Here is a 13,495-nt window from a genome sequence, read left to right on the forward strand (position 1 = left end):
AAGACATCCTTTAACCACCGTCCTGTGAGGCGGGGAAGGAGGTCCAGCGGCTGTGACCTGCCCTGACCTGAGTGCATCTGCCCAGTCATCGAGCGACCGCTCGAGCATCCCCGAGGACGCTCGCGACGTCATGAGTGAGGGCGACATCGCCCGGGCGCTCCGCCGCATCGGCCACGAGGTCCTCGAGCGCAACAAGGGCAGCGAGGGCCTGGTGCTCCTCGGCATCCCGTCGCGCGGTGTGCCACTCGCGCGCCGCCTCGCCGCCGGCATCGAGCAGGTCGAGGGCCACGCGGTGCCCGTCGGCGAGCTCGACATCACGCTGCACCGCGACGACCTGCGCCGCAACCCGGTGCGCACGGCCCACCGGTCCCGCATCCCCGACGGCGGCATCGACGACAAGGTCGTGGTGCTCGTCGACGACGTGCTCTACTCCGGCCGGACGATCCGCGCCGCGTTGGACGCCCTCTCCGAGCTCGGCCGTCCCCGAGCCGTACGGCTCGCGGTCCTCGTCGACCGCGGCCACCGGGAGCTGCCGATCCGGGCCGACCACGTCGGCAAGAACCTCCCGACGTCGAGCACCGAGCGCGTGCACGTCCGGGTCGCCGAGGTCGACGGCCTCGACGTCGTGCGCATCAGCGGCGGTGACGCCCGATGACGAAGCACCTCATCTCCTCCGCCGACCTGACCCGCGCCGAGGTCGAGGACATCCTCGAGACGGCCTCGTCGATGCACGACCTCCAGCGCCGCGAGGTCAAGAAGGTGCCGACCCTGCGCGGCCGCACCGTCATCAACTTCTTCTTCGAGGACTCGACGCGCACCCGCAGCTCCTTCGAGATCGCGGGCAAGTGGATGTCGGCCGACACGATCAACCTCTCGGCCAAGGGCTCCTCGACGAGCAAGGGCGAGAGCCTGCGCGACACGGCGATGACCGTCGACGCCATGGCGGTCGACGCGCTCGTCATCCGCCACAACGCCTCGGGCGCCTGCCAGCAGGTCGCGCAGTGGGTGCGGTGCAGCGTCATCAACGCGGGGGACGGCACTCACGAGCACCCGACGCAGGCCCTGCTCGACGCCTACACCCTGCGTACGCGCCTCGGTGACCTCGCCGGCAAGCACGTCGTCATCGTCGGTGACCTCACCCACTCGCGGGTCTTCCGCAGCAACGTCATCACCCTCAAGACCCTCGGTGCGCGCGTCACGGTCGTCGCCCCGCCCACGCTCATGCCGAGCGGCATCGAGGCGTGGAGCGCGGCCGACGGCTTCGCGACGAGCTGGGACCTCGACCCGGTCCTCGACGGCGAGGGCGAGCACGGGCCGGTCGACGCCGTGATGATGCTGCGCGTCCAGCGCGAGCGGATGAGCGGCGGCTACTTCCCGACGGCTCGCGAGTACACCGTCGGCTACGGGCTGACCCGCGACCGCCTCGAGCGGATCGTCGCCCGCAACGACGACGTGCTCGTGCTGCACCCCGGCCCGATGAACCGCGGCCTCGAGATCGCGCCCGAGGCTGCCGACTCTCCGCAGTCCGTCGTGCTCGACCAGGTCTCCGCAGGCGTCGCCGTGCGGATGGCCGTGCTCTACCACCTGCTCGCGGGGGACGACACGCCCGCGCCCGTCGCTGCCACCGAAGGAGCCGTCCGATGACCCGCCTCGTGATCCGCGGCGCGCGGCTGCTCGGCGCCGACGCCGCCGACCTGCTCGTCGAGGACGGCGTCATCACCGAGGTCGGCTCGGTCTCGGCGCCGTCCGACGCCCAGGTGCTCGACGCCGACGGGCTCGTCGCGCTGCCGGGCCTCGTCGACCTGCACGTGCACCTGCGCGAACCGGGCCGCGAGGACGCCGAGACGATCGCCACCGGTTCGGCCGCGGCCGCCGCCGGCGGCTTCACCGCGGTCTTCGCGATGGCCAACACGAGCCCCGTCACCGACACCGCCGAGGCAGCCGAGCGCGTGCTCGACCTCGGCCGGGCCTGCGGCCTGACGGAGGTCGTCCCGGTCGGCGCCGTGACGAAGGGCCTCGAGGGCGCGGAGCTCGCCGAGCTCGGCCTCATGGCCCGGTCCCGCGCCAAGGTGCGGGTCTTCAGCGACGACGGCCACTGCGTCCACGACGCGCGCATCATGCGACGGGCGCTCGAGTACATCAAGCCGTTCGGCGGGGTCATCAGCCAGCACGCGCAGGACCCCCGCCTCGCCGGCCGGGAGGCCTGCTGCCACGAGGGCGAGGTCTCGGGACGGCTCGGCCTGCCCGGGTGGCCCGGCATCGCGGAGGAGTCGGTCGTCGCGCGCGACGTCATGCTCGCCCGGCACACGGGCTCGCGCGTCCACGTCGCGCACGTCTCGACCGCGGGCACCGTCGAGGTGATCCGCTGGGCCAAGGCCCAGGGCATCGACGTCACGGCCGAGGTCACGCCGCACCACCTGGCCCTGACGACCGACCTGCTGCTCGGCTACGACCCGGTCTACAAGGTCAACCCGCCGCTGCGGCCCAGCGAGGACGTCGAGGCGCTGCGAGCGGCGCTGGCCGACGGCACCATCGACGCCGTCGCGACCGACCACGCGCCGCACGCCCGCCAGGACAAGGAGCACGCCTTCGTCGACGCGGCCTTCGGCATGCTCGGCCTCGAGACGGCCCTCTCGGTGGTCAGCGACGTCATGGTGCGCTCGGGGCTGCTCGACTGGGCCGACGTCGCCCGCGTCATGTCAACCGCACCCGCCCACATCGGCGGACTCGCCCACCAGGGGAGGGAGCTCGCCGTCGGCAGCCCCGCCCACATCACCCTCGTCGACCCCGACCGTGAGGTCACCGTCGACGCCGCCGCGAGCCGCAGCCGCTCGCGCAACAACCCGTGGCACGGGCGCACCCTGCGAGGAGCCGTCCTCGCGACGGTCCACGCGGGCCGCGTCACCCACGACGTCCGCAACGGCGCGGACGGTGCTCCCACCCGACGGGGCACCGAACGAGAACTGACGAACGCGACGACCACGGGAGCAGACCTGTGACCACCCAGACACCCTTGACCGTGCCGAGCCGGGACGGCAGGCCCGCCCGCAGGCGCGAGGCCGCGGCTCTCGTCCTCGAGGACGGCCGTACCTTCCGTGGAGCGTCCTACGGAGCCGTCGGTGAGACGGTCGGTGAGGCGGTCTTCTCCACCGGCATGACCGGCTACCAGGAGACCCTGACCGACCCGAGCTACCACCGTCAGGTCATCGTCATGACGGCGCCCCACGTCGGCAACACCGGTGTCAACACCGAGGACGACGAGAGCACCCGCATCTGGGCCGCGGGCTACGTCGTCCGCGACCCCGCGATCCGCTCGTCGAACTGGCGCGCGACGCGCGACCTCGAGGACGAGCTCGTCGACCAAGGCGTCGTCGGCATCTGCGAGATCGACACCCGCGCCCTGACGCGCCACCTGCGCGAGCGCGGCGCCATGCGCGTCGGCATCTTCAGCGGCGACGCCGCGGGCCGTCCGGAGGCGGAGCTGCTCGACGCCGTCCGCACGAGCCCGCAGATGGCTGGCGCCGCCCTCGCCGCCGAGGTCTCGACCACCGAGCCGTATGCCGTCCCGGCCGTCGGCGAGAAGCGCTTCACCGTGGCCGCGATCGACCTCGGTATCAAGGCGATGACGCCGGCGCTCATGGCGCAGCGTGGCATCGAGGTGCACGTCCTGCCTGCGACCGCGTCGATCGACGACGTGCTCGCGGTGGGGGAGTCCGGCCCCGACGGGGTCTTCTTCTCCAACGGTCCCGGTGACCCGGCCAGCGCCGAGCACGAGGTGGCGCTGCTGCGCGAGGTCCTCGACCGCCGCATCCCGTTCTTCGGCATCTGCTTCGGCAACCAGCTGCTCGGCCGCGCGCTCGGCTTCGGCACCTACAAGCTGAAGTACGGCCACCGCGGCATCAACCAGCCGGTCATGGACCGCACCACCGGCAAGGTCGAGGTGACCGCGCACAACCACGGCTTCGCCGTGGACGTGCCCCTCGACAAGGACAGCGACACGGCATACGGCCGCGTCCGCGTCAGCCACGTGTGCCTCAACGACGACGTCGTGGAGGGGCTGGAATGCCTTGACCTGCCTGCCTACTCGGTGCAGTACCACCCGGAGGCGGCAGCCGGCCCGCACGACGCCGCCTACCTCTTCGACCGCTTCCTGGAGCTCATGACCAACCGACAGACCACCCACCAGCAGATCTCGGCGAGCGAGGGGACCCACTGATGCCGAAGCGTGAAGACATCAAGAGCGTCCTCGTCATCGGCTCCGGGCCGATCGTCATCGGCCAGGCCTGCGAGTTCGACTACTCCGGCACCCAGGCCTGCCGCGTGCTGCGCGAGGAGGGCATCCGCGTCATCCTGGTCAACAGCAACCCGGCGACGATCATGACCGACCCCGAGTTCGCCGACGCGACCTACGTCGAGCCGATCACCCCCGAGGTCGTCGAGGCGATCATCGCCAAGGAGCGACCCGACGCGGTGCTCGCGACCCTCGGCGGCCAGACGGCCCTCAACTGCGCGATCTCGCTGCACGAGAACGGCGTCCTCGAGAAGTACGGCTGCCCGCTCATCGGCGCCAACGTCGAGGCCATCCAGCTCGGCGAGGACCGCGAGAAGTTCAAGGGCGTCGTCGAGCGGTGCGGTGCCGAGTCCGCCAAGTCCCTCATCTGCCACTCGATGGACGAGCTCCTCGCGGCCGCGGACGAGCTCGGCTACCCGGTCGTCGTGCGCCCGTCGTTCACGATGGGCGGCCTCGGGTCGGGCTTCGCCTACGACGAGGCCGACCTGCGCCTCCTCGGCGGCGCCGGGCTCCAGTACAGCCCCACGACCGAGGTGCTCCTCGAGGAGTCCATCCTCGGCTGGAAGGAGTACGAGCTCGAGGTCATGCGCGACCACGCCGACAACGTCGTCGTCGTCTGCTCCATCGAGAACCTCGACCCGATGGGCGTGCACACCGGCGACTCGATCACCGTCGCTCCCGCGCTCACCCTGACCGACCGGGAGTACCAGCGGCTGCGCGACATCGGCATCGCCGTCATCCGCGAGGTCGGCGTCGAGACCGGCGGCTGCAACATCCAGTTCGCCGTCAACCCGGCCGACGGCCGCATCATCGTCATCGAGATGAACCCCCGCGTCTCCCGCTCGAGCGCCCTGGCCTCCAAGGCGACCGGCTTCCCGATCGCCAAGATCGCCGCGAAGATGGCCATCGGCTACACGCTCGACGAGGTGCCCAACGACATCACCCGCGAGACGCCGGCCAGCTTCGAGCCGACCCTCGACTACGTCGTCGTCAAGGTGCCGCGCTTCGCGTTCGAGAAGTTCCCGGCCGCTGACCCCACGCTGACGACGACGATGAAGTCGGTCGGCGAGGCGATGGCGATCGGCCGCAACTTCACCGAGGCCATGCAGAAGGCGCTGCGCTCCCTCGAGAAGAAGGGCGCGAGCTTCCACTGGGACGGCGCGATCACCAGGGTCCAGGCCGAGCGGGCGCTCGAGGAGGCCAAGGTCCCGACCGACGGCCGCATCGTCCTGGTGCAGCAGGCTCTGCGCGGCGGCCTCACCGTCGAGCAGGTCCACGAGGCCACCGGCATCGACCCGTGGTTCCTCGACCAGATCGCGCTGCTCAACGACGTCGCGACGATGCTCGCCGACGCCGAGCAGCTGACGCCCGAGCTGCTCCGCCTCGTCAAGAAGCACGGCTTCAGCGACGCCCAGGTCGCGTCCATCCGCCGCATGCCGGAGGCCGTCGTCCGCGGGGTGCGCCACGCCCTCGGGGTGCGCCCGGTCTACAAGACCGTCGACACCTGCGCGGCGGAGTTCGCGGCGCGCACCCCGTACCACTACAGCTCCTACGACGAGGAGACCGAGGTCGAGCCGCGCGAGCGCCCGGCCGTCATCATCCTCGGCTCGGGCCCCAACCGGATCGGGCAGGGCGTGGAGTTCGACTACTCCTGCGTCCACGCGTCGTTCTCCTTGCGCGACAAGGGATTCGACACGGTCATGGTCAACTGCAACCCCGAGACCGTGTCGACCGACTACGACACGAGCAGCCGCCTCTACTTCGAGCCGCTGACCCTCGAGGACGTCCTCGAGGTCATCCACGCCGAGAGCCAGGCCGGCCCGATCGCGGGTGTCATCGTCCAGTTCGGCGGCCAGACGCCGCTCGGCCTTGCCCAGGCCCTGGAGGACGAGGGTGTGCCGATCGTCGGCACGTCGCCCGGTGCCATCCACCTCGCCGAGGACCGCGGCGCCTTCGGCCAGGTGCTCGCCAAGGCGGGCCTCATCGCCCCGAAGCACGGCACGGCCTACAGCTCCGACGAGGCGCTCGTCATCGCCCGCGAGATCGGCTACCCGGTGCTCGTGCGGCCCTCGTACGTCCTCGGCGGCCGCGGCATGGTCATCGTCTACGACGACGACTCGCTCGTGACCTACATGGAGAAGGCCACGGAGGCCTCGCCGGAGCACCCGGTCCTCGTCGACCGCTTCCTCGACGACGCGATCGAGATCGACGTCGACGCGATCTTCGACGGCGAGGACATGTACCTCGGCGGGATCATGGAGCACGTCGAGGAGGCCGGCATCCACTCGGGCGACAGCTCGTGCACCCTGCCGCCCGCCACCCTCGGCGACGGCGAGCTCGAGCGGGTCCGCGTCGCGACGCGCAAGCTCGCCGAGGGCATCGGCGTACGCGGCCTGATGAACGTGCAGTTCGCCCTGGCCCAGGACATCCTCTACGTCATCGAGGCCAACCCCCGCGCCTCGCGCACGGTGCCGTTCGTGGCCAAGGCGACCGGCGTGCCGATCGCGAGCGCCGCGGCGCGCGTCATGCTCGGCGCCTCCATCGCGGAGCTGCGCGAGGAGGGCCTGCTGCCGGCCACCGGCGACGGGAGCCGCATGCCGGACCACGCGCCGGTGTCCATCAAGGAGGCCGTGCTGCCCTTCAAGCGCTTCCGCACCAAGGAGGGCGTCGCCGTCGACTCGCTCCTCGGTCCCGAGATGCGCTCGACCGGCGAGGTCATGGGCATCGACGTCGACTTCGGCTCGGCCTTCTCCAAGGCCCAGCAGGGCAGCGGCTCGGCCCTGCCGCGCTCCGGCGCGATCTTCGTGTCGGTCGCCAACCGCGACAAGCGCGCCATGCTCTTCCCGGTCAAGCGCCTCGTCGACCTCGGCTTCACGATCCTCGCGACGCGCGGCACCGCAGCCGTGCTGAAGCGCAACGGCATCGAGGCCACCGTGGTGCGAAAGATCACCGAGCGCGACGGCGACGCCCCGGGCGAGAAGTCGATCGTCGACCTCATCCTCGACGGCACGGTCCAGATGGTCGTCAACACCCCGTCGGGGCAGGACGCCCGAGCCGACGGCTACGCCATCCGGGCCGCGACGACGAGCGCCGACAAGCCGATCATCACGACGATCGCCACGCTCGCGGCGGCCGTCCTCGGCATCGAGGCCGGCCTGACCGAGGAGATCCGGGTGAAGTCCCTGCAGGACCACGCCCGCGACCTCGACCTCTATGGCCGGCACGAGTCGCGCGCCGCCACGGCGGCGGTGGGCGCATGAGCGAGCGCGCCGTGCGGGCCCGGGTGACCCAGGAGGTGGCCGAGGTCATCGCCACCCGCCGGGTCGGGGCCTACCAACACATCACCCTCGTCGCACCGGGCGTCGCCGAGCTCGCCCGCCCGGGCCAGTTCGTCGCGCTCGCCGTGGGCGGCGAGACCTCGGGCACCCTGCTGCGACGGTCCTTCTCGATCCACAAGGTCAGCCCCAGCGGCACCTACGGCGGCACGGTCGAGATCGTCGTCTCGGCCGTCGGCGTCGGCACGCGGTGGATCGTCGAGCGCCAGCCGCACGACACGATCGACGTCGTCGGGCCTCTCGGCAAGGCGTTCCCGCTGCCCACCGAGCCCGTCGCCTGCGTCCTCGTCGGCGGCGGCTACGGCAGCGCGCCACTCTTCTGGCTCGCCGGCGAGCTGCGCGACCGCGGCTGCCACGTCGAGATGGTGCTCGGCGCCGCGAGCGAGGACAAGCTCTTCGGCGTGGTCGAGGCCCGTCGCAGCTGCGACGGCGTCACGGTCACGACCGACGACGGCTCCGCCGGTCAGCGGGGCTGGGTCAGCGACCCGCTGCCCGAGATCATCGACCGCACCGGGGCCGGCGTCGTCTACGGCTGTGGCCCCATGGGGATGCTCGAGTCGATCACCCGGGTCGCGCAGGCGCACGGCGCCGTCGCCCAGGTGGCCGTCGAGGAGTCGATGGCTTGCGGCGTCGGGGTCTGCATGACCTGCGTCATGCCGGTCGTCGGTTCCGACGGGAAGACGCGGATGGTGCGCTCGTGCGTCGAGGGACCCGTCTTCCGCGGCGACCGCGTCCGCTGGGACGCCTTCGACGGCGGTCACGCGCGCGTCCCGGACGATGCCGTCGGCGCTCCGAGGGTGGGTGGCCACTGATGGTCGACCTGTCCACGGACCTCGGGGCGGGCCGCCGCCTGCCCAACCCGCTCATGACGGCCTCGGGCTGCGCGGCCAACGGCAAGGAGCTGCACCGCTTCTTCGACGTCGCCGACCTCGGCGCGTTCGTCACGAAGTCGGTCATGGCCGACCCCCGGTCGGGTCGCGGCACGCCGCGCATGGCCGAGACGCCCTCCGGGATGCTCAACTCGATCGGCCTGCAGGGACCGGGCATCGACGCGTTCGTCGACGAGGACCTGCCGTGGCTCAAGTCCGTCGGCGCGCGCGTGCTGCCCTCGATCGCCGGCAGCTCGAGCACGGAGTACGCCCACGTCGCGGCGACCTTGCGCGCCAGCCGCGCCTTCGACGCCGTCGTCGGCGTCGAGGTCAACATCTCGTGCCCCAACGTCGCCAACCGCGGGCTCGTCTTCGCGTGCGACCCGCTGGCCTCGGCCAAGGTCATCGCGCTCGTGCGCGAGCAGCTCCCGCGCGACCTCCCGGTCTACGCCAAGCTCAGCCCGGACGTCACCGACATCACCGCCATCGCGGCGGCCTGCGTCAAGGCCGGCGCCGACGGCCTGACGATGATCAACACCCTGCTGGGCATGGTCATCGACACCGACCGCATGCGCCCCCAGCTCGGCGGCGTCACGGGCGGCCTCTCCGGGCCGGGCATCCGCCCCGTCGCGGTGCGCGCCGTCTGGCAGGTGCGCCAGGCGATGTTCGAGGGTCGTATGCCGACGGTGCCGATCATCGGAGTCGGGGGAGTCCGCACGGGGCGCGACGCCCTCGAGCTCGTTGCCGCCGGAGCCAGCGCGATCCAGGTCGGCACGGCCGTCTTCAACGACCCGTCCGCGCCGGTGCGGGTGCTGCGCGAGCTGTGCGAGCTGCTCGAGGCCAAGGGCTTCGAGCGCTTCGCCGACGCCGTGGCCGTCGCGCACGGCCGGTGACGAGCCACCCCGACGCCGGCCCCGACCACACAGACACCCAGGACAAAGGGAGACCGACGATGAGCAAGGCCTTCGGGGCCCGCCTCCAGGACGCGATGCGGACCCACGGGCCGCTGTGCGCCGGCATCGACCCGCACCGGGCGCTGGTCGAGTCGTGGGGCCTGTCCTACGACGTCGCCGGTCTCGAGCGGTTCGCGCTGACCTGCGTCGAGGCGTTCGCCGGGCGGGTCGCCGTGGTCAAGCCGCAGTCGGCCTTCTTCGAGGTCTTCGGCAGCCGCGGGCTCGCCGTGCTCGAGCGGGTACTCGTCGAGCTGCGCGAGGCGGGCACGCTGACGATCCTCGACGCCAAGCGCGGTGACATCGGGTCGACGATGTCGGCGTACGCCGAGGCCTACCTGGGCGAGCACGCCGTGGCCCCGCCCGACGCGCTGACGGTGAGCCCCTACCTCGGCTACGAGTCGCTGCGGCCCGCGATCGACGTCGCCACCAGGACCGGGCGTGGGCTCTTCGTCCTCGCGCTGACCTCCAACCCCGAGGGCGCGGGCGTCCAGCACGCCATGCGCGACGGGGAGTCCGTGGCGGGCTCGATGGTGCACGGGGCCCGGGGCGACAACGCGCCCGCGCGGGGCCGCGGCGAGCTCGGCAGCGTCGGTCTCGTCATCGGCGCGACCGTGGGCAGCGCCGTCCACGACCTCGGGCTCGACCTCGTCGAGGCCGCGACCCCGGTGCTGGCTCCGGGCTTCGGCGCGCAGGGCGGCACCGTCGAGTCGCTCGCGTCGACCTTCGGACCCGCCCGGGACCAGGTGCTCGCCTCGTCGAGCCGCGAGATCCTCGGCGCCGGCCCCGAGCCCGGTCGTCTCGTCGCGCAGACCCAGCGTGTCGTCGAGTCCCTGCGCGGCTGACGTCGGTCGGCCCGGGGACGCTTCGGTGGAGTCGCAGGACGGCGCCGGCCACACGGCATACGGTGTGGGCATGTCGACGCGGGTGGGGCGCAGGGAGGCCGGGCGGACGCCTGGTCGTCGCGCAGGGCGCGCGCTGCTCGCCCTGCTCGTCACCACGACCGCCCTCGGCGGCTGCGCGTCGTCATCGCCGGGGGAGTACTGCGACGTGCTCCGCTCGGTGCAGGCCGACTGGAAGGGCGGCACCGCGGTGCTCCAGGACCCCGCGGCCGCCGCCCGGTTCATGACCTCCGTCACCGAGGTCGAGGCGAGCGCGCCCGACGAGGTGAAGGCCGACTGGGCCTCGCTGCGCACGCTCGTGCAGCAGTTCACGGTCGCCAACCCCGACCTGTCGGCCCTGACGAAGCGGATGCAGGGTTTCGAGGCCTCGGCCAAGCGCATCGAGGTGCATGCGCGGGAGACCTGTCAGGTCGACCTGTCGCGCTGAGGGCGAGGGCCGCGGCCACCGGATTGCCCGGCCCCGCGTTGCGGCCCGTGCTGCCCGCTCGCTAGGTTCGGCGGAGACAACACGAGACGTGAAGACGACGGGGGCGCGGGGCGCTCCCGAAGCAGCAAGGAGACCGAAGACCGTGGCGCTTCCACCGCTCACCCCCGAGCAACGGGCCGCAGCACTCGAGAAGGCTGCCGCCGCACGTCGGGAGCGGGCCGCGGTCAAGAACCGGCTGAAGTACTCCAGCGGCTCGCTCGCCGAGGTCCTCGAGGACGGCAAGGTCGACGCGGTCATCGGCAAGATGAAGGTCACCGAGCTGCTCGAGTCGATGCCGGGCGTCGGCCGCGTCCGCGCCAAGGCGATCATGGCCGAGGTCGGGATCGCCGAGTCGCGCCGCGTGCGTGGCCTCGGTGCCAACCAGGTCGCGGCGCTGCTGCACCGCTTCGAGAAGCCGTGATGGCGGCGGACACGACCTCGACCGCGGAGCCCCAGCACGACGCAGCCGGACCCCGTCGGGGCCGGCTCACCGTGCTCGCGGGCCCGACGGCCGTCGGCAAGGGCACCATCGCGGAGTACGTCCGCACGCACTTCCCGGGTGTCTGGTTCTCCGTCTCGATGACGACCCGTCGACCGCGCCCCGGCGAGGTCGACGGCGTGCACTACCACTTCGTCGACGACCAGGAGTTCGACCGGCTCGTCGAGGCCGGCCAGTTCCTCGAGCACGCCGTCGTGCACAGCGCCGCGAAGTACGGCACCCCGCGCGGCCCGGTCGAGCGGGTCATCGCGAGCGGGCGCGACGCCCTGCTCGAGATCGACCTGCAGGGCGCCCGCCAGGTGCGCGAGACGTGGCCCGAGGCCCTCTTCGTCTTCCTCGCGCCGCCGAGCTGGGACGAGCTCGTGCGCCGGCTCGTCGGCCGGGGCACCGAGGACGAGGCCGAGCGGGAGCGCCGGCTGGACACGGCGCGGTCCGAGCTGGCCGCCCAGAGCGAGTTCGACGAGGTCGTCGTCAACGACGATGTTCGTCGGGCGAGCGAAGAACTCGTATCATTGATGAGATCGGGACGCGCCGACCGGTGAGTCCCGCCCTGATGTGTGTGCCAGCCCACGGCATACGGCCGCGTGGCCGTCGACGTCGCGTCGCACACCTCACGCCCGCTGAAACCAACGAAACGAGATCACTGTGTCCGGTACCCAGGCAGCTCCCATCGGCATCACCAACCCGCCGATCGACGACCTCCTGACCGTTGCCGACTCGAAGTACGCGCTCGTCATCTACTCCGCCAAGCGCGCTCGTCAGATCAACGCCTACTACTCCCAGCTGCAGGAGGGCCTGCTCGACTACGTCGGCCCGCTCGTCGAGACCGAGGTCCACGAGAAGCCGCTGTCGATCGCCCTCCGCGAGATCAACGAGGGCCTGCTGACCTCGACGCCCACCGAGGCCTGAGCACCGCAGAGGGGTCGGAGCAGCCGATGCGCGTCGTGCTCGGGGTGAGTGGCGGCATCGCCGCCTACAAGGCGTGCACGCTGCTCCGGCTCTTCACCGAGCACGGGCACGACGTCACGGTCGTGCCCACCGCGGCGGCCCTGCAGTTCGTCGGGGCGCCGACCTGGTCGGCCCTGTCTGGCAAGCCCGTGAGCACCGACGTGTGGACCTCGGTCCACGAGGTGCCGCACGTGCGCATCGGGCAGTCCGCCGACCTCGTCGTCGTCGCCCCGGCCACGGCCGACCTGCTGGCCAAGGCCGCGCACGGCCTGGCCGACGACCTGCTCACCACCACGCTCCTCACGGCGCGGTGCCCGGTCGCGTTCGCGCCGGCCATGCACACCGAGATGTGGGAGCACCCCGCGACCCAGGCCAACGTCGCCACCCTCCGCTCGCGCGGCGCGCACGTCATCGACCCCGCCGTGGGCCGCCTGACCGGCAAGGACACGGGCGCGGGCCGCCTCCCCGAGCCCGAGGCGTTGTATGCCGCGTGCCTCGCGATCCTCGCGGGTGACGGTGGCGCGCCTGCCGAGGCTTCCGTCCGCGACCTCGAGGGCCGCCGGGTCGTCGTCTCCGCCGGCGGCACCCGCGAGCCGCTCGACCCGGTGCGCTACCTCGGCAACCGCTCGTCCGGCAAGCAGGGCGTGGCCATCGCCCGGGCCGCGGCCGAGCGCGGCGCCGAGGTCACCCTCGTGGCCGCCAACGTCTCCGTCCCCGTGCCCGACGGCATCGACGTCGTCGCCGTCGAGACCACCCTCGAGCTCCAGCGGGCCGTCGAGGACGCGGCGGGCGACGCCGATGTCGTCGTCATGGCCGCGGCCCCGGCCGACTTCCGGCCCGCCGCCGTCAGCGACAGCAAGATCAAGAAGTCGAGCGACCCCGACGCCGGCCTGCGCGTCGAGCTCGTCGAGAACCCCGACATCGTGCGCGGGCTCGTCGAGGCCCGTGCGGCCCGGGGAGCGACCAGGCCCTTCGTCGTGAGCTTCGCGGCCGAGACCGGCGACGCGCACGGCAGCGTCATGGACCACGCCCGCGCGAAGTTCGCCCGCAAGGGCAGCGACCTGCAGGTCGTCAACGAGGTCGGCACCGACATGACCTTCGGCAAGGACGACACGACCGTGCACCTGCTGCGGCGCGGCAGCGACGCCGTCACCACGGTCGGCCCGACGTCCAAGGACGCCGTCGCCGACGCGCTGTGGGACACCATCTCGCCGCTGCTGGACTGAGCACTAGAC

The 13,495-nt window shown here is 72.2% G+C and carries 13 protein-coding genes; all 13 read left to right on the plus strand.

What is annotated here, in order from left to right:
- Positions 1–130: 130 nt before the first annotated feature.
- The 13 genes from pyrR to coaBC all read left to right on the plus strand — a co-directional run bounded on the left by pyrR (position 131) and on the right by coaBC (position 13,486).
- A complete protein-coding gene (pyrR, locus tag U5C87_RS13430) occupies positions 131–655 on the plus strand; it encodes a bifunctional pyr operon transcriptional regulator/uracil phosphoribosyltransferase PyrR (RefSeq protein ID WP_030201846.1) in 525 nt (174 codons plus the stop codon).
- On the plus strand, positions 652–1,644 hold the full coding sequence (locus U5C87_RS13435) for an aspartate carbamoyltransferase catalytic subunit (RefSeq protein WP_330473059.1): 993 nt from the start codon (positions 652–654) through the stop codon (positions 1,642–1,644). Before pyrR ends, U5C87_RS13435 begins: the two co-directional genes overlap by 4 nt.
- Positions 1,641–2,999 carry a dihydroorotase gene (locus U5C87_RS13440; protein ID WP_330473060.1) on the plus strand — a complete coding sequence of 453 codons (1,359 nt, stop codon included), beginning with the start codon at positions 1,641–1,643 and terminating at the stop codon, positions 2,997–2,999. The genes U5C87_RS13435 and U5C87_RS13440 overlap by 4 nt, the downstream gene beginning before the upstream one ends.
- 20 nt (positions 3,000–3,019) lie before the next feature.
- Positions 3,020–4,216, plus strand: coding sequence for a glutamine-hydrolyzing carbamoyl-phosphate synthase small subunit (gene carA / locus U5C87_RS13445; protein WP_330476693.1), 1,197 nt, complete (start codon positions 3,020–3,022; stop codon positions 4,214–4,216).
- Positions 4,216–7,551: a carbamoyl-phosphate synthase large subunit gene (carB, locus tag U5C87_RS13450; RefSeq protein WP_330473061.1), complete on the plus strand. Its 3,336-nt coding sequence runs from the start codon at positions 4,216–4,218 to the stop codon at positions 7,549–7,551. The genes carA and carB overlap by 1 nt, the downstream gene beginning before the upstream one ends.
- Positions 7,548–8,438, plus strand: coding sequence for a dihydroorotate dehydrogenase electron transfer subunit (locus tag U5C87_RS13455; protein WP_330473062.1), 891 nt, complete (start codon positions 7,548–7,550; stop codon positions 8,436–8,438). Before carB ends, U5C87_RS13455 begins: the two co-directional genes overlap by 4 nt.
- Positions 8,438–9,388 (plus strand): dihydroorotate dehydrogenase, encoded by a 951-nt coding sequence (locus U5C87_RS13460; RefSeq protein ID WP_330473063.1) that lies wholly within the window; start codon positions 8,438–8,440, stop codon positions 9,386–9,388. The genes U5C87_RS13455 and U5C87_RS13460 overlap by 1 nt, the downstream gene beginning before the upstream one ends.
- Before the next feature lie 59 nt (positions 9,389–9,447).
- Entirely contained in the window at positions 9,448–10,290 is an 843-nt protein-coding gene (gene pyrF, locus U5C87_RS13465) for an orotidine-5'-phosphate decarboxylase (RefSeq protein WP_330473064.1), read from the plus strand.
- A 25-nt stretch (positions 10,291–10,315) separates the two neighbouring features.
- Complete coding sequence (locus tag U5C87_RS13470) at positions 10,316–10,774, plus strand: hypothetical protein (RefSeq protein ID WP_330473065.1); 459 nt, start codon at positions 10,316–10,318, stop codon at positions 10,772–10,774.
- A gap of 142 nt (positions 10,775–10,916) precedes the next feature.
- Positions 10,917–11,234: an integration host factor, actinobacterial type gene (gene mihF, locus U5C87_RS13475; protein WP_030201881.1), complete on the plus strand. Its 318-nt coding sequence runs from the start codon at positions 10,917–10,919 to the stop codon at positions 11,232–11,234.
- The gene (gmk, locus tag U5C87_RS13480) at positions 11,234–11,854 is read left to right on the plus strand and encodes a guanylate kinase (RefSeq protein WP_330473066.1); all 621 of its coding nucleotides are present in this window, start codon (positions 11,234–11,236) and stop codon (positions 11,852–11,854) included. Before mihF ends, gmk begins: the two co-directional genes overlap by 1 nt.
- Positions 11,855–11,957: 103 nt before the next feature.
- Positions 11,958–12,221, plus strand: coding sequence for a DNA-directed RNA polymerase subunit omega (gene rpoZ, locus U5C87_RS13485; RefSeq protein ID WP_030201887.1), 264 nt, complete (start codon positions 11,958–11,960; stop codon positions 12,219–12,221).
- Between the two features lie 26 nt (positions 12,222–12,247).
- Positions 12,248–13,486, plus strand: coding sequence for a bifunctional phosphopantothenoylcysteine decarboxylase/phosphopantothenate--cysteine ligase CoaBC (gene coaBC, locus U5C87_RS13490; RefSeq protein ID WP_330473067.1), 1,239 nt, complete (start codon positions 12,248–12,250; stop codon positions 13,484–13,486).
- The last annotated feature ends 9 nt before the right edge of the window (positions 13,487–13,495 follow it).

It is taken from the genome of Terrabacter sp. C0L_2 (assembly GCF_036352015.1).
In the GTDB taxonomy this organism is placed as follows: Bacteria; Actinomycetota; Actinomycetes; order Actinomycetales; family Dermatophilaceae; genus Terrabacter; species Terrabacter tumescens.